Source organism: Shewanella sp. ISTPL2, from assembly GCF_013283205.1.
In the GTDB taxonomy this organism is placed as follows: Bacteria; Pseudomonadota; Gammaproteobacteria; order Enterobacterales; family Shewanellaceae; genus Shewanella; species Shewanella oncorhynchi.
Genome location: NZ_JAAPAV010000001.1, coordinates 2,420,667 through 2,437,308, shown reverse-complemented (window position 1 = coordinate 2,437,308; position 16,642 = coordinate 2,420,667). Strand labels below are relative to the sequence as shown.

The window sequence follows — 16,642 nt, the reverse complement described above, 5'->3', positions numbered from 1 at the left end:
ACTTACCAACCTGTGTCCGCCTGCATAATCGGACTCTCTAGCGCTAAAAAACCACAAAATCCTGATGAAATCGACCTACTCCAATTTGCGCATAGCTGATTAAACTGAATGACAAAACGGTTAATTTTTTGCTTTGCATGCGATAGTGGTTGAATTTTCGAGTAAAATTGACTACTTTCACGCCGTTTGTCTCTTCACAAGGAAAAGGATCAACATGGAACAAGTTATTACCGCAGGGAACGAGAATCCCATTCAAATGACAGATATTGTCTATTCGAAGGAAAAATCGCTGTTCACTCTGTTAGCTATTATTTCTGGGATCGTCTGGGCGGCATTGATCATAGGCACTTTTGGCATGGCGCTGCTCTATGTGTTGATGTTTTTCATTATTTATCTCTTTAGCCACTCCGCCTTTATCAGCTACTTAAAAGGCACGGCTGTCGAAATCAATGCAGAGCAATTTCCTGAATTACATAAACAATATTTAGCGTGTTGCGAACGTTTAGAAATGCGCGAGCCACCACGCGCTTACTTATTGGCCGCCGATGGTATGTTAAACGCACTGGCGACACGCTTCCTCGGTCGCAACTATATAGTGCTATTTTCATCGATTGTGGATGCGCTTGAGTCAGATAAAGATGCGCTCAACTTCTATATCGGCCACGAGTTAGGCCATATTCGCCGCAATCATATAGGTAAAGCGCCCTTCTTAGTCTTCGCCACTTGGTTACCTTTAGTCGGTGCGGCTTATTCTCGCGCCTGTGAATATACCTGCGATCTCCACGGATTACGTTGCTGCAACAGCTTACGTTCAGCCACAAATGCCGTTGCTGTGTTAGCCGCTGGTGTCGAGCAATGGAAACGTATGAATGTGGATCAATATATCCGCCAAGCCAGTGAGTCGAGTGGTTTTTGGATGTCGCTGCACGAGCTTAATGGCAGCTATCCTTGGTTGACCAAGCGCATGGCGAGAGTCCAAGCCAAAGCACAAGGAGTGGAATATGCACCGCCATCACGCAGTGCATGGGCCTATGTACTCAGCTTCTTTATGCCACGTTTAGGCACAGCGGGCGGTGGATTGATAATCTTCGCTGCGATTATTGGTATTGCTGCAGCTGTCGCGTTGCCAGCGTATAAGGACTATCAAGAGAAGATGGGTGCCGCCACGAGTTATGAGGCACCAACCACGACCGAAGCCACACCAGCAGCATTGAATGTACCCGATGCGGCACAGGCCATTGCCAGTATCGACCAGCAACATCAAGCACTGGCACCGATCACTGACATCTTAGTCGGCTACTATCAAACCAACAAAGCTTGGCCAACCGAATTGGATGTGCTTGGACTCACGGACGAGCAGATTGCGACATTTAATCTGTACACAGATGGCATAGTCGGTTTTATAGGAAGCGAAGCACTCGGGGATTATCAAGGCTATGAAGTCTATCTATCGCCTCAAGTTGATGAGCAAAATAATATCACTTGGGTTTGCAGCAGCAACGGTATTCCGGATGAATATCTGCCAGTAGATTGCCAAGGCTAAGATCAAAAAGCGCTGCAAATGCAGCGCTTTTTAGTTGAGGACGAGTTAGCCTTTTTGAATCGTCATAGTCCAAGCAGCATCGCCCTTCTGGGCAAAGTGGGTCACCTCATGCCCAGCTTCAGCCGCCCAGCGGGGAATATTCTCAGTTGCTTGGCCACAATCGTAATCCAGTACCACTTTATCGCCAGCCTCAAGACTCGCAATTAAGCGTTGTAACTCAATTAAAGGAAAAGGGCATAGCTTACCCGTTGTGTCGAGATACTGTTCCATATACAGCTCCTTTATAAACGTTAAATCTGCGCAAGACGCATTGGCCTCAGTAGCGCAAAATAGTTAAAACACCAACTGCCAAATAAAATAGCAGGGATAAATAGCCAGCCTTGCCACGACAAGTAAGCCGTGCCAACGAGCGCATTACCAAGCATGCAACCTCCGGCAAGCCCGCTCCCCACGCCCATCAACAGGCCACCAACAAACCCAAATAACACTACTTTATGACCTGGGTAGCGCCAGCGCTGCTCAGCACTGCCCCGGGCAGCGATAAAGGCACCTACAAATAATCCCAAGAGAAAATATCCAGGCCAACTAAAGAACTTAGTGTTACCTGTGGTGACAAGATCCCATAACTGCGCACTCGGGCCACTGATCCCAACACTGCCTACACGGCCACTTTCAAGACTTGCAGGCCATGCAAGTAGCGCCAGTAAACCAATCAGCAAAGCACTTACAAAGGGATGCCAGCGCGCTTCAAACAACCAATGAGCTAAACCCGTTTTACGGGGTGCCATCAGTGCAACCCGACGTTTGCGGCGTTTGAGATAACCCAATGCCAACCACAATGTGAGTAATACGAGGACAAGCACGATCACCCAAGGGGAAACGCCCAGAGTTTGATAGAGCGTTTGGTCCTCAAGTTGATGCTGTTTAAAAGGTTTAAGTAGACCTTTCAACTCATCGAGACGCACTAATTTACTGGCAGCAATAAAACCGAGAACGGCCATCACACTGGCAGCCAACCCTTCGGCAGCGCGGTAATAGGCGCCAGTGGAGCAGCTTCCCGCTGCAGCCATACCCACACCAAACAATACACCACCGACTAAGGTTGCCAACCAAGGGAAATGCCCTTCTGGCAATTTAACCCAACCCCATTCGTAAAACAGGAACAGCCCTAGACTTTGGATGCTGATGGCAATCAAAATAGCGATCACCATGGTAAAGTCTCGTTGCAGATAGGTATCGCGAAGCCCGCCCGCCATACAAAATCTACCCCTTTGCATCACAAATCCCATGGCTAAGCCAATACCTAAGCCACTGAGAATAGTCAACATAGTCCTATCCTCAACGCTGGATCAGATAACGAATAGTCGGACCATTCTGCTCAATTTCCAGCACTTTATAACCATGATTTTTAGCATCGAGGGGAATGTTGTTAATAGACTGCGGGCAGTCACTAATCACCTCGAGAATTTCACCGGGCTTTAACTTTGGCATAGCCTCAAGAGTAGCCACTGCGGGATAAGGGCAAGGTTCACCCACCATATCGAGTTGATAATCTGGAATATATTGAGCCATTACGCCGCCTCCGCTAGCAATTGTTCATCCCGCTTCGCCTTACGAGCAAAGAAACGTTTTTCCCACAGCAACATAGCGCCAAAGGAGAGCCCCAGCAGCACATAGGTAAGCAATAATCCGCCTTTATCGCCAAAGCTGGTCAGTAAATTAACTTTGTCCCAGTTCGTTGCTAATGGCTGAGCGATATCATCCCAGTAATACGCCAGTAAGGTTGAACCCAACACGTTACCTAAGCCCACCCACCAGAAATGCACTTGGCCTTCGACTGCACGATACATCCAACCCGTTTCACAACCACCAGCCAGTACAATACCAAAACCAAACAGTAAGCCGCCGATCACCGCATTAGGGCCAGCCCACATGATCTTAGGTGGCACACCCAGTTGCACATAGCTGTAAATACCTATCGCACTGACCGCCATGCCTAAGATAATCGCCTTCGCCATGTGAGTACGACCAGTGATCCACATATCGCGGAACGCTGAGGTAAAGCAGATTTGGGCCCGTTCGATTAATAAACCAAAACCAACACCACAGAGCATAGCAATGCCGAGTTTTGGCGCATTGAACATAGTCAACAACCCCCAACCGACGATGCCTACAAACACCAACATACCGATGCGGAAACGACGTCTAGCTTGGTTTTCGTCCTGCTTGATTGAAGTCGCTTTATTTACCTTTTTCAGTTTTATCGGAATACGGAACATCGGCAGTAAGGTAAATCTTGCACCAAAGTAAGAACCTGCCGCCGTCGCCAAAGCAAAGAACCAAGCATGTAAAGAGAACTGCGGAATACCCGTGAAGAAGGCGGCAAGGTTACAACCCATAGCTAAACGGGCACCAAAGCCAGCAATAATGCCGCCGATCAGTGCCTGAGCAATACGGATACGGCTCTGTGGCATACGCAGTTTGACGTTATTGGCCCAAAGCGCAGCAGCAATACAACCGCCAAACATACCGATAATCATCATGCCGTCGATACGATCTAGAGGAGAGCCCTGCAGACCTATCACTTTGAAATAACCCCAAGTTTCTGGTTCTGCACCTAAAAACTGCAGTAAATGACCACCCCAACGAGTGAATTCCCCAGTAACGGCCCAGAAGGTTCCGGTCAAACCAAAATAGTAAGTAGAAAGGATACCCGCAGCGATAACCGCTGGCATAGGCGCCCAAAAACGGACTAAATATTCTTGTTTAAATTGTTGCCATGTCATGTCATTACCCTAATGAACGAGACTATAAAAAATAAGCGCAATGCGCTTATAACCTGTGTGCCAGAGTGATTGAAGTCGTTCGACAACTTCAATCACAAGTGGCCTCACGCTTAAATGGCTTTAGCTAAGCTGACACACTGCTGCCCCAACAGGCGATAACCGTGGGTGTAAAGCGTTGCCCTGCCATTACGGCAAAAACCGATAAGCGTGATATTGCTTTTCTCTGCTAATTCCAACGCCAGTGAAGTCACGGCGGACATAGCAAACAGAATTTGGATATTGGCACTAGCGGCCTTTTGCACCATCTCAAAACTCGCGCGACTGGTGAGCAATACGGCCACTGGACGTTCCACATTGTGAGCAGAAAAGGCGCCAATTAGCTTGTCTAGTGCGATATGCCTGCCTATATCCTCATAGGCGGCGATGATCTGTCCTTGATGGTTAAGCCCCATGGCCGCATGAGTGGCGCCCGTCAGCTTAAAATGTTGTTGATTATCTTTAATTTGCCCAAGTGCGACCTGTAAGTGTTCGATATCGAATCTGGCATCTGAGTCCACCCGCATCACAGGCTTGACGGCCTCTTCGAGCTGGGCAACACCGCACAATCCACAACCTGTGCGTCCTGCCATATTGCGCCTTTGCTGCTTGAGTTCCATAAAGCATCGTTGGTTGATTTCCACTTGGATCAACACGCCTTCACTGGTGAACTCGAGCTCCACCCCTTTGATATCATTGATATGGGAAACGATACGTTCAGATAACGTAAAACCAATAGCGAAGACTTCTAAATCTTGAGGGCTCGCCAACATCACGGTATGCGCTATGCCGTTATAGACCAGTGCGACCCGCACTTCATTAGCTAAGTAGTCTGTCAGCTCAGATGCGTGCCCATGTTCTAACAAGACTACGTTTCTTTCTGTCACCACTTCATGTGAATGATATTCCATAGCGCCCCTTTAAAACTATAAAACCAAATAAAAACAATTAGTTTGATGACAATTTAAGACTTGTATCACAAACCCATAAACTAAATAAGAATCGCCTTGAATCATCCTTACGCATTTTCTACTATCCCTAAGTCTTCTATTGGAAGAACGTCGTCTCCGGTGAGGCGTCCGGATTTCAAATCCGGGTAGGGCTGCCAGCAGTCCTGGGTAGGTTCGACTCCTATGTTCTTCCGCCAATTCTCATGGGAAAAAAACAACTCGGCATCCCGAACTTCTCGGCTATTACTGCGATACTTCCTACGGGTAAAACCACTTCTGTCAAAGAACTCAAGCAGTTGAATACTCACCTTACGCCCAAGCCCAACCATGTCTTTAAATTCTGCCGTTTCGAGCTTGCCGTGTTCTGCAATATGAGTACGCACTAAGCTGGCGTAGTAACAGATTTGTTCGCTAAGCAAATATCTGTCCTTCACCACAGCAGTAATAAACCCCTGCTGCACCAGCTGGAAACACAGCAACCTTAATTTGGCAGGTTCTAGCGCAAGGTATTCGCCCATTTCGGTGACCCACACGGGGGCGGTTTGCTCGGCAAGCCAAGGCGCAAGCGCCTGCCAACAATACTGAGCCTCAGCATCTAGTACTATTTTGTGTTCAGCGAGCTGCAACAAGGCACCACGCAACACCATGCGACCTTCTTGGCAAAGCGTGTCGAGCACTTTATTGGCTAATTCGGGCGGCAAAGCGCTATGGCTCATTCGCTGCAAGCGATTACGCCCAAGCCCAAGTTGGTCAGGATGCTGTTGATGGAACTCGTTAAGTAAAGTAATAAACTGTTGTTTTTCTTGCTCAAGTAAACTTGTCGCTATAGCAAATGCCCCAAAACGAACTAAACCCGCTTGGGCTAACAGCATTGCCAGCCCTTCGTCGGTTAATTGCCAACGCCACGCGATTTCATCAAGCTCTAGCGCCTGAGTTTGGCCGAGTAAAGCCACCACATGGGCAGGATTATCCAAGCGCGCTAATTGCAGTAATCTCGCGACTCGTTCAGGCGTACGTTTCTTACGATTAGGGACTTTCAGCGCCAACACTCGCCCCGCACCTAAAGTCTGTTTACCCCCAATGTGTCGCAGGACAATTCGATCGTTCTGGCATAGGAGTAGTGGCTTTTCGAGTACCAACTCAGCCAGACAGAAGCCTTCTTCATCAGCTTCATTTAACAGGGAAACTCGACCTAAAGTATGATCGGCGCCATGGTGACAATGGACATTTTGCCAATGCATCAATGACTCACTGCCTAAAAAATCGAAGGCTCGAATGTGCACTACAGGGCGACTACAGAGCTCTGCTTGAGGCAAACTGCTCAGCCAATCGCCACGCTCTGGCTCCCTATGGTTATCGACACCCGTTAAATTGAGTGCTACGCGTGTACCCGTGACAGCCCTTTGGGCTTCTTGTCCCTGACAATGTATGCCTCGCACTCTGAGTTTAGCCTTTTGCCCTGAGCTAAAAAGACTATCCCCCACACATACGCTACCGCTGATCACTGTGCCAGTCACGACACAACCCGCACCTTTCACACTAAAGGCGCGATCGAGCGTCATCCTAAAGCTGCTGGCATCCTCCGCTCGCTTTGACTCTTGCTCACCTAAATCAAGAATATGCGTCTTCAGCGCCGCCACGCCATTGGATGCTAAGTCGGCGGTTCCATTCGCCGACACTTCAAAAACACCACTGGCCTCAATGCCATACTCGGCCAGCAAAGTGAGTCCATCGGCGACAAGCTGTGCCGCCGTGCCACTATCAACTAAATCCCGCTTAGTTAGCACTAAGGTCAAACTGTGCAAAGGTAAGAGCGCAAGAATTTGCAGATGCTCACGGGTTTGCGGCATTACGCCATCGTCACAGGCCATCACCAACAGGGCGTGTCGAGCATGACTCACGCCCACCAGCATGTTGTTGATAAATTTTTCGTGGCCGGGCACATCAATAAAAGCAAGGCGCGAACCATCTCGAAGTGGCATAAATGCATAGCCAAGATCGATCGTCATACCGCGGCGTTTTTCCTCCGGCAGACGATCGGTATTCATCCCAGTCAAAGCGCGAATAAGCGTACTCTTGCCATGATCGACATGACCCGCAGTCACAATGATCACAACTGCACACCTAAAGTGCTCAACTCGGCGAGGAGTTCGGCTTCACTATCAAGACCGCGCAGATCTAATCTGAGTTGGTCCTGACTCATGCGACCTATGATAGGCCGTGCCACCTGCTTAAATTGTTGTTCTAACAAACTTAAACTACCACCATTGAGTGCGGTAAAACACAACGCCACTGAGGGTAAAAAAGTATCGGGCTGTGAGCCACTGCCGACTTGTGTTTGGCACTCGACTAACTCAATGCGATAACAAGGTTCAAAATGTGGAACCAAAGCTTGCTGTAAGCGACGACCAATCTGCCATAACGTCTCTTGGCTACGGGCAAATTTCGCCATAATAGGCAGCTCAATGTCTAAGGTTTCAGGGTTAAGATAGTGGATCAATGTCGCTTCTAACGCCGCCAAGATCAGCTTATCGCAACGCAGGGCGCGCTTTAGTGGATGACTCTGTAACTGCTTAATCAGCGACTGTTTGCCAACGATCAAACCAGACTGAGGGCCACCCAATAGTTTATCGCCGGAAAAACTCACTAAATCGACCCCATCGGCTAGCATGGCTTGGGGCGTAGGTTCTTGCTTTAGACCAAAGCGGCGCAGATCCGTCAGTGATCCACTACCAAGATCTGAAATGAGTGATATGCCACGCTCACGGCATAACTGACCCAGCCTTGCCTCCTCCACTGCGGCAGTAAAACCACTAATATGATAATTACTGGTGTGGACCTTCATTATCGCAGCGGTATTTTCAGTAATGGCCTGCTCATAATCCTTAAGGTGAGTCCGATTGGTGCTGCCGACCTCGACTAAGGTGCAGCCCGCTTGGCGCATAATGTCAGGGATGCGAAACGCGCCGCCAATTTCCACCAACTCACCACGGGAGACTATGACTTCTTTCCCCGCAGCCACCGCTGACAGCATCAACAACACCGCTGCGGCATTGTTATTCACAACACAACAAGCCTCGGCACCCGTTAAGCGCTGGATCAAAGCACTGATTGCATTATCCCTGTGACCACGTTCACCTGCCGCAAGCTCAAACTCCAGCGGTGTGGGATAGCGCATAACAGAAGTCACGGCTCGAATTGCCGCTTCTGACTGTTGCGCTCGGCCAAGGTTGGTATGCAATATGGTGCCAGTGAGATTCCACACGGGTTTTAAGCTGTGGCTGTAATCGTTAGACAGTTGATCAACCAAACATCTGTGCAATTGCGCAAGCTCGCCACACCATGTCGGCAAACAGTGCTCGCGGCCGATTAAGCTGCGCGCCGCCTTTAACTGGGTATCCAGTGCGGCCTTTACTGCCGCTTTGCCGTAGGACTGCTGCAATACCACAAAACTAGGCTCTGCAAGTAGGCTATCCATTGAAGGCAAAGCTCGGTACAGAACTTGTAGTGTTTCAGGTGCTTGGGTCATCATCTGTGTCATTTTGTTTATATTATTGCCATTGGTTTATAAAAAGCAGGAAGGGATCAGCAACCCGACTCCCTCCCGCATTTGTTTAAGCTATGTGGCTTACGTGGTTTCGTGGGCCAGTAGCAGTGGGTTCAGTGTTGTTGCACCAAAGCCCTTAGCATTTAGCTCACTGTCTAACATCAAGGTTGCGAGATCGTCTGCCGCCACATCCATAGACGGCGAGTTTTCGACGAACATCATCTTGGTATAGCCATGACATTCATCGCAGCTTTCGATCCGCACTTGAGCCTTGGCATCATCTAGTGACCAAATCGTCATCTCTTTGTCCTGACCGCAACTGGTGCAATGGGCACGAATGTAATGCCATTCGCTCTCGCACAGACTGCAATGCAAGTAGCGCAAACCAGCTCGAGGCTGATCGACAATCACACTCGCCACTGGATGACATCCACACACGGGACACATACTCTGCTGCGCCACCTTGCACGGATCCATCCGCTTGATGACCATAGGTGCCCAATGTGACCAATAAACGCCCATCGCCGCCCAGATGAATAAACTAAAACGGGCAGGCACTTCACTGACATGCCCTTGGCGTAGTGAACGCCCCCACGAACTCAGTTGCTCGGGCGATTGCTGCATCAGCAAACGCACTACCCGAGCTATGGATTCATCCACCTGCGGCAACAAATCACTTAACAGTTGCTGTAGCAGTCCCTGCCAATAGCTATCGGCCTCTGAGCCCAACAGGGAAAGCGGAGTCGCCTCATCTTCCCCCCAAGCGAGAAGCTTACCGAAGTCAGCCTCCTGCGCTAACCTGGCCTGTATAGAAACCAAACGGCGACATAGCTCAAAGTAATCAGCCAGCGGCGAGTCCTTGGCCAATGACAGCAAACGCTGCGCCCTTCTGTGATACACAGCTTGGGGATCTGCCGCTTTTAACGGTTTAAGTTCCAGCGGCGATTCGCTGCCTTGGGCCAGAGGTATCTCGGCTGTATGACTCATTAATGTTTCTCCACGTCCGAATGTTCATCCAACATCACAGGGTGATGTTTGCGGCACCAAGCCTTAGATACTTTGCCGTAAAGCATGCCCTTAACCGACCCTTCCACCCATGTCGCCATCCAAAAATGTACCATCACAAAAATCAACATGATGAGCGCACAAATGGCGTGCAACAGAATGGCCCAACCCACCACAGTGGCTGAGAAATAGGGCGCAAAGTAAGGCTGCCACATGATGATTCCCGTCACCGTTAAAGTGATAGATGTCAGCACGAAGGCGCGAAACAATACCTTTTGCCCAGGGTTGTAATGGCCGATAGGCGGGATTTTCTCCTCGTTCTCGAACATCACATCCTTAATGGCGAGCATCCAAGCGAGGTCGTGCTTTTCCCATTTGTTGTGTTTGTAGTAACGCACCAACATCAACATCAAAGGTAAGCACATCATCAAGCCCGCAATGGGATGAATAAACTTCGCCAATTGCGGGGTGCCCGCTATCGCCCCCAGCCATTGAAACGACGGATAGAAGAAGGAAAAGCCAGTGAGAAATGTCACTAGGCCAACCGCCACAATGAACCAATGACAGATGCGATCGAACAGCTTGTGACGCACTATCATTTCTTGCTTATCATGCTTGCTCATTTGTCGGCCCCCTCTTCCTGCTTAGCCTCTTCCTCTGGCGGTTGATAACCCGGTTGGTCTTCTTCGACTATGTTGCGACCGACGGTGATCTTATGCAGACAAGCGACGGCGGCAGTGGCAAGAATGCCCATAGTGCCTAAAGGTTTGACCCAGTCCTGCCACAGAGTGAGTGACAGTGGGATCTGCGGGTTATCAGGCATGTTGTAGCTTTCGGGCTGATCGATATCGTGCAATATCATCATCATACCCGTACCACCTACGCCCTCAGGGTTATAAAGTCCTGCCTTAGCAAAGCCCTTTTCCTTCAGTTCTTCGACCCGTTTTTGCGAGTAGAACAACATGTCCTCACGGGTGCCAAAACGCAGCGCCCCTGTGGTACAGGACTTAACGCAGGAAGGTTCCAATCCCACAGCCAAACGGTCAGAGCACATAGTGCACTTGTAGGCCTTGTTATCCTTAGGATCGATTTTGGGCACATCAAAGGGACAAGCACTGGCGCAATAACCGCAGCCGATACATTTGTCCGAATCGAAGTCCACCACACCATTGGCGTGCTGGATAATCGCGCCCGAGGTCGAACAGGCCGTTAAGCAGGCAGGGTCAGCACAGTGCATACAGGCCGAGTGGGTAAATTGCCAACGCAGCTTGTTGCTTTCCATCACCTCATGGAACTCCATCAGGGTCCAACATTGGCCCGATAGCGACATAGGGTTTTGGTAACTGCCTTGGAAGGTGCCCACCTCTTCCCGTAAATCATTCCACTCAGAACACGCCACTTGGCAGGCTTTACAGCCATTACACTTAGTGGCGTCGAACAGCTTGGCGACCTTTTCTGACGAATTACGCCCCTTTGCCGCAGGCGTCACCGCTGAAGTACCGGAGCGGCGGATAATGTCTTGTGATGCCATAATCAGATCCCCTCCGCTTTAGTGATGTTAACCAAAAATGCTTTGAACTCAGGCACCTGTGTATTTGCATCCCCCACTTCCGTGGTGAGTACGTTACAGGAGTAACTCTTACGAGTGAGTGCATTATGGCTGCCGTGACGGGGTAACCCGACGGTATGGACTAACTGGCCATTTACCTTTAACGGCTGTAGCCGTTTAGTCACTAAGGCTTTGGTTTCAATGCTGCCGCGTTTAGAGCTGACAGTGACCCAATCCCCATTGGCGATACCTTTTTCTGCCGCTAACATTTCATCGATTTCGACGAAGGTTTCAGGCATAGAAATCGCAGCTAAACGAGCATGTGTAGACCAGAAGTTAAAGTGTTCAGTTACACAGTAAGTAGTTGCCACATAAGGGAAGTCCTTATGGGAACCTAAGGTTTCCTTCACACCCGGTAACATACGTACCGCAGGGTTACTGGTGACCTTGTGTAACGGGTTCAACCCAATAGGCGACTCCATCGGCTCGTAGTGCTCAGGGAACGGACCTTCGGCCAATAATTTAAGGGCGAAGAAACGACCCACACCTTCGGGTTGCATGATGAAGGGGCCAGCGGATTCCTGTGGTGTTAACTTCATATTGAAGTCGCCCACATCGATACCGTGCCACTTACCGTCAACCCACTCGACGATAGTGCGTTTTGGATCCCAAGGTTTGCCGTTGATATCGCAAGAAGCGCGGTTATACAGCACACGACGGTTTGCTGGCCAAGCAAATGCCCAACCCGGAGTAACACCTTTACCGGAAGGATCATGGTTGTCACGGCGAGCCATCAAGTTGCCTTCTTCGGTCCAAGAACCCGCATAAATCCAACAGGCGCTGGCGGTACTACCATCAGCTTTCAGTTCAGCAAAACTACTGAGCTGACGTTGAGTCACGAGATCCTTACCGTTAAGCTCGCGAGCGATTTCTTCAGCGTGCGGTGAGTGAGGATTGTGGTAATTCCAACTCATCGCGTGTACTGGCTCAGGCAGCTTACCGCCCTCTTGTTTGTACAGTTCACGCATTGCCATTAAGACGCCAGAGAGAATCTCAGCATCTGGCTTGGCCTCACCCGGCGGGTTAGCTCCCTTCCAATGCCACTGCATCCAACGGCCGGAGTTGACGATGGAACCTTCTTCCTCGGCAAAACACGTCGTAGGTAAACGGAACACTTCCGTCATGATTTCAGCGGGATTGACTTCATTGAAGCCATCGGCATTTTGCCAGAAGGTTGCAGTTTCCGTTGCCAAGGCATCCAACACCACCATGTATTTAAGATTACTCAAGGCTTTGAGTACCTTATTACGGTTTGGCATAGAGTTAATGGCGTTAACACCTTGGATAATGTAGCCATTCACTTCGCCGTGGAAAGCCATATCTAAGTGTTTAGTAAAGTCGTACTGCTTGTCCCATTTCGGCAACCAGTCATAACCAAAGTCATTTTCAACCGTAGCGTTATCGCCCCAAAAGCTCTTCATTTGTGAAACAAAGAATTTAGGGTAATTTTGCCAATAGTTGGTTTGACCCGGACGCAGAGCGACAGGGGTATAGTTGTGGAGATAGGTTTTAAGATTAATGTCTTTTTCGTTCGGCAACTTGAGGTAACCGGGCAAGCTTTGACACAATAAACCCATATCGGTCGCGCCTTGCACGTTCGAATGTCCGCGCAGAGCGTTAACACCACCGCCCAACACCCCAATGTTACCCAGCAGCAACTGCACCATGGCCATAGAGCGAATGTTCTGCGCCCCTTTACTGTGGTGAGTCCAACCTAAGGCATACATAAAGGTCGCGGCTCTATCGTGGGTATGAGTGCTACCAATTTGTTGGCAAACGATCTCATAGTCCGCAATCGGCGTACCGGTAATATTGCTTACTGTTTCAAAGTCATAGCGTTCTACATGTTGCTTCATTAAGTTCCACACACAGCGTGGATGTTCGAAGCTAGGATCGATTTTCGCGTAACCCTGTTCGTCTAACTCGTAGTACCAAGACTCTTTATTGTAGCTATCTGTTTCTTCATCGAAACCACTGAACAGACCTTCACTAAAAGAGAAGTCTTCGCGCACTATGTAACTGGCATTGGTATAAGCCTTAACATAGTCGTAGTTCACTTGTTTGGTTTCAATAAGATAGCGGATCACCCCGAGCAGGAAGGCGATATCTGTGCCCGAGCGGATCGGCGCATAGTAATCGGCCACAGCGGCGCTACGGGTGAAGCGAGGATCGACCACCAAAAGTTTAGCGTTGTTATGTTGCATAGCTTCTGTAACCCAGCCGAATCCGACAGGGTGAGCCTCTGCAGCATTACCGCCCATAATAATGATCAAATTAGAGTTTTTAATATCGATCCAGTGGTTGGTCATGGCACCACGTCCAAATGTCGGAGCAAGACTTGCTACCGTTGGAGAGTGTCAGTTACGCGCAATAGTATCGATTGCAACTAGGCCCAGTGCCCGTGCAAATTTCTGGGTGATATAGCCGCCTTCATTCGGCATCGCCGACGAGGTCATCATCCCAGTGCTAAGCCAACGGTTAACCGTCATCCCAGCAGAATTCTTTTCAATCAAGTTAGCATCACGGTCATTCTTCATCAGACGGGCGATGCGTTGGTAAGCTTCAGTCCAGCTGATACGAGTCCATTCATTACTGCCTGGCGCACGGTACTCAGGATATTTAAGACGATTAGGGCTGTTCACATAATCCACTAGACCAGCACCCTTAGGACACAAGGCCCCGCGGTTAACTGGATGGTCTGCATCCCCTTCGATATGGAAAATACTTTGTTCGGCGTTTTTGCCGTTACTTCCTTTGCTGTACATCAGCAATCCGCAACCCACTGAGCAATAGCAGCAGTTATTGCGGGTTTCTTTCGCGCTAATGAGTTTGAATTCTCGAACGGCCGCATAGGCCTTTTCGGACATCAATCCCAACGCTGAAATTGCTGAGGTGGCAGCTCCGGCAGCACACAGTCTAAAAAACTGGCGTCTGTTCATTGCGTCCTCTCACACTCTTGTCGTTATGAGTTTAGTGGTTGCTGTGGTAAAAATGGCAACCGATTGAGTGAGTCCTACTAAAGACCACACTTAATTTAAGATTATCCCCAAAGAAGAAATAGATAACAAATAATGACATGAGATCAAGATCTCAAATAAACAACCACAGAACTTAACCCCAAAAAACATTAACAAAAAAGTATAAAAGACCATTTATCAATTATAAAAGCACAAAAATAGGAATTAAAAACCAATAAACCGCAAAAGACAATTTGTCCAACATGACAACCCCATATTGTCCCACACCATAGAGTTATGGTTATTAAAAATGATTATATGCATTCAAATATGCATAATGATGGCGGATAAAAACACAAAGGTAACGGTTTCTAGAGGGATAGATAGCCACAAAAATTGACAATGTAAAGATTAGGGTAAAAAGTGCAGAGTCTGCGGTGTTAAACACACCAAAATGGCAAAGACAAAGATCGAGGAAAAGCAGGAAAAAAACAAAGAAAAAGGCACAAGCAATCTGCCTGCACCTTAAATTTTGCCTTTTAACGCTTATTTTTAGCACATTGAGGTGCAAAATCTGGGCGCGATAACAAAAGCACCTCAGTGCAGCCTATTCCCGCGGAGTAAACACCTGTTCAGCCATTAAACTAAAACAAACGCCTAAAAGCTGGCTAGCGTTCCTGCTGGCAAATAAGTGTTAAAGCTCGCTGTATACAACAAATCTGTCGCGGCTTCGATATCTGGCGCGAAGTATCTGTCTTTATCGTAATAGGCGACGACTTCACGCAATTCGGCTTTAGCCTTAGCCACTGCAGCACTTGGGGCTAAAGGAGCGCGGAAATCTAAACCCTGAGCCGCTGCTAACAATTCAATTGCCAGTACACCACGGGTATTTTCGCTCATATCGCGCAAGCGGCGGGCAGCAAAGGTCGCCATAGAAACATGGTCTTCTTGGTTAGCCGATGTTGGCAAGCTGTCAACTGATGCCGGATGAGCGTAGGTTTTGTTCTCAGACGCCAATGCCGCCGCCGTTACTTGGGCGATCATAAAGCCCGAGTTCACCCCGCCATTTTTTACCAAAAATGGCGGCAATTTTGACAGGCTAGAATCGATCAATAGCGCGATACGACGCTCGGCAATAGAGCCCAGTTCAGCAATCGCAATCGCCAGATTATCCGCCGCCATAGCCACGGGTTCGGCGTGGAAGTTACCGCCCGAAATGATATCGCCCGTGTCTTGGAACACCAGTGGATTATCGGTTACGCCATTGGCCTCTGTGCCTAACACATCAGCCGCGTGACGAATTTGGGTCAAGCAAGCCCCCAGCACCTGTGGCTGACAGCGCAGTGAGTAAGGATCTTGCACCTTTTCACAGTTAGCATGACTTAAGCTTATCTCAGACTCTTCACCCAGTAGATGACGGAAGACCATGGCCGAATCGATTTGACCTTTCTGACCACGCGCCGCATGGATGCGAGGATCAAACGGGCTACGGCTGCCCATAGCGGCTTCGACGCTCATGGCACCGATCACTGAACTTGCTGCGAACAAGTCTTCGGCGTGGAACAACCCTTCCAGCGCCAGCGCAGTCGAGGCTTGCGTACCATTAAGCAAAGCGAGCCCTTCTTTAGCCGCTAAATCGATTGGCTTAAGGCCAGCGATTTCTAAACCTTTGGCGGCAGAAATTAACTCGCCTCGATAGCTCATCTCGCCTTCGCCCAGCATAGGCAAACACATGTGCGCCAGTGGCGCTAAGTCACCCGAGGCGCCGACTGAACCTTTTTCTGGCACGCAGGGATACACTTCGGCGTTCACTAAACTAATTAAGAAGTTAATCACTTCTAAACGAATGCCTGAAAAACCACGACTTAATGAGTTGATTTTTAACACCATCATCAAGCGCACTGTGGCATCTTGCATGTATTGCCCCGTGCCAGCGGCATGTGACAACACGATAGAACGTTGCAGTAATTGCAGATCTTCGGGCGCTATCTTGGTATTGGCCAACAAGCCAAAGCCCGTGTTGATGCCATAAACGGTACGGCCTTCATCCAACACTTTTTGCACGATTTGCGCACTGGTGTTGATATCAGTAATCGCCTCTGGTGCGAGTTCCAGTGTCAACTTATGACGGCTGATTTCGCGCAATTGCGCTAGGCTCAAGCTGCCCGGCGTTAACACTAAGTGATTCACAGATTTCATATTTTTAGCT

12 protein-coding genes, 1 tRNA gene and 1 pseudogene are annotated in these 16,642 nt (G+C 49.1%); 2 read left to right on the top strand and 12 right to left on the bottom strand.

Annotated elements, in window-relative coordinates; genetic code table 11:
- Positions 1-214: 214 nt before the first annotated feature.
- Positions 215-1,543 carry a M48 family metallopeptidase gene (locus tag HUB64_RS10785; RefSeq protein WP_173496979.1) on the top strand — a complete coding sequence of 443 codons (1,329 nt, stop codon included), beginning with the start codon at positions 215-217 and terminating at the stop codon, positions 1,541-1,543.
- A 45-nt stretch (positions 1,544-1,588) separates the two neighbouring features.
- Here HUB64_RS10785 and HUB64_RS10780 read toward each other — a convergent pair whose 3' ends face one another.
- The 5 genes from HUB64_RS10780 to fdhD form a co-directional block, all read right to left on the bottom strand.
- Positions 1,589-1,813, bottom strand: a complete 225-nt coding sequence (locus HUB64_RS10780) for a sulfurtransferase TusA family protein (protein ID WP_173496978.1) — start codon at positions 1,811-1,813, stop codon at positions 1,589-1,591.
- A gap of 20 nt (positions 1,814-1,833) precedes the next feature.
- The gene (locus HUB64_RS10775) at positions 1,834-2,871 is read right to left on the bottom strand and encodes a YeeE/YedE family protein (protein WP_173496977.1); all 1,038 of its coding nucleotides are present in this window, start codon (positions 2,869-2,871) and stop codon (positions 1,834-1,836) included.
- A gap of 10 nt (positions 2,872-2,881) precedes the next feature.
- Positions 2,882-3,115, bottom strand: coding sequence for a sulfurtransferase-like selenium metabolism protein YedF (yedF, locus tag HUB64_RS10770; protein WP_107946196.1), 234 nt, complete (start codon positions 3,113-3,115; stop codon positions 2,882-2,884).
- Positions 3,115-4,329: a selenium metabolism membrane protein YedE/FdhT gene (gene yedE / locus HUB64_RS10765; RefSeq protein WP_107946195.1), complete on the bottom strand. Its 1,215-nt coding sequence runs from the start codon at positions 4,327-4,329 to the stop codon at positions 3,115-3,117. Before yedE ends, yedF begins: the two co-directional genes overlap by 1 nt.
- Positions 4,330-4,439: 110 nt before the next feature.
- Complete coding sequence (fdhD, locus tag HUB64_RS10760; protein WP_173496976.1) at positions 4,440-5,276, bottom strand: formate dehydrogenase accessory sulfurtransferase FdhD; 837 nt, start codon at positions 5,274-5,276, stop codon at positions 4,440-4,442.
- 141 nt (positions 5,277-5,417) lie between these two features.
- On the opposite strand from fdhD, the gene HUB64_RS10755 reads away from it, so the two are divergent.
- Positions 5,418-5,512: transfer RNA gene (locus HUB64_RS10755), tRNA-Sec, on the top strand.
- Positions 5,513-5,581: 69 nt separating this feature from the next.
- Here HUB64_RS10755 and selB read toward each other — a convergent pair.
- The 7 genes and pseudogenes from selB to hutH form a co-directional block, all read right to left on the bottom strand.
- A pseudogene (gene selB, locus HUB64_RS23390) lies at positions 5,582-7,420 on the bottom strand (selenocysteine-specific translation elongation factor); the annotation flags it as partial.
- Positions 7,421-7,425: 5 nt separating this feature from the next.
- Entirely contained in the window at positions 7,426-8,847 is a 1,422-nt protein-coding gene (selA, locus tag HUB64_RS10745) for an L-seryl-tRNA(Sec) selenium transferase (RefSeq protein ID WP_173496975.1), read from the bottom strand.
- A 96-nt stretch (positions 8,848-8,943) separates the two neighbouring features.
- Positions 8,944-9,849 carry a formate dehydrogenase accessory protein FdhE gene (gene fdhE, locus HUB64_RS10740; RefSeq protein WP_105250948.1) on the bottom strand — a complete coding sequence of 302 codons (906 nt, stop codon included), beginning with the start codon at positions 9,847-9,849 and terminating at the stop codon, positions 8,944-8,946.
- The gene (locus tag HUB64_RS10735) at positions 9,849-10,490 is read right to left on the bottom strand and encodes a formate dehydrogenase subunit gamma (RefSeq protein ID WP_105250947.1); all 642 of its coding nucleotides are present in this window, start codon (positions 10,488-10,490) and stop codon (positions 9,849-9,851) included. Before HUB64_RS10735 ends, fdhE begins: the two co-directional genes overlap by 1 nt.
- A complete protein-coding gene (fdxH, locus tag HUB64_RS10730; RefSeq protein WP_275956790.1) occupies positions 10,487-11,398 on the bottom strand; it encodes a formate dehydrogenase subunit beta in 912 nt (303 codons plus the stop codon). The genes HUB64_RS10735 and fdxH overlap by 4 nt, the downstream gene beginning before the upstream one ends.
- A 2-nt stretch (positions 11,399-11,400) precedes the next feature.
- Positions 11,401-14,415, bottom strand: coding sequence for a formate dehydrogenase-N subunit alpha (fdnG, locus tag HUB64_RS10725; RefSeq protein WP_173496974.1), 3,015 nt, complete (start codon positions 14,413-14,415; stop codon positions 11,401-11,403).
- Between the two features lie 675 nt (positions 14,416-15,090).
- Positions 15,091-16,632, bottom strand: a complete 1,542-nt coding sequence (gene hutH, locus HUB64_RS10720) for a histidine ammonia-lyase (protein ID WP_173496973.1) — start codon at positions 16,630-16,632, stop codon at positions 15,091-15,093.
- Between the last annotated feature and the right edge of the window lie 10 nt (positions 16,633-16,642).

Coding starts and splice junctions, on each gene's coding strand:
- yedE (WP_107946195.1), bottom strand. CDS start 4,329: ATGACATGGCAACAATTTAAACAAGAATATTTAGTCCGTTTTTGGGCG.
- HUB64_RS10775 (WP_173496977.1), bottom strand. CDS start 2,871: ATGTTGACTATTCTCAGTGGCTTAGGTATTGGCTTAGCCATGGGATTT.
- selA (WP_173496975.1), bottom strand. CDS start 8,847: ATGATGACCCAAGCACCTGAAACACTACAAGTTCTGTACCGAGCTTTG.
- HUB64_RS10780 (WP_173496978.1), bottom strand. CDS start 1,813: ATGGAACAGTATCTCGACACAACGGGTAAGCTATGCCCTTTTCCTTTA.
- fdxH (WP_275956790.1), bottom strand. CDS start 11,398: ATGGCATCACAAGACATTATCCGCCGCTCCGGTACTTCAGCGGTGACG.
- yedF (WP_107946196.1), bottom strand. CDS start 3,115: ATGGCTCAATATATTCCAGATTATCAACTCGATATGGTGGGTGAACCT.
- fdhE (WP_105250948.1), bottom strand. CDS start 9,849: ATGAGTCATACAGCCGAGATACCTCTGGCCCAAGGCAGCGAATCGCCG.
- HUB64_RS10735 (WP_105250947.1), bottom strand. CDS start 10,490: ATGAGCAAGCATGATAAGCAAGAAATGATAGTGCGTCACAAGCTGTTC.
- HUB64_RS10785 (WP_173496979.1), top strand. CDS start 215: ATGGAACAAGTTATTACCGCAGGGAACGAGAATCCCATTCAAATGACA.
- fdhD (WP_173496976.1), bottom strand. CDS start 5,276: ATGGAATATCATTCACATGAAGTGGTGACAGAAAGAAACGTAGTCTTG.
- hutH (WP_173496973.1), bottom strand. CDS start 16,632: ATGAAATCTGTGAATCACTTAGTGTTAACGCCGGGCAGCTTGAGCCTA.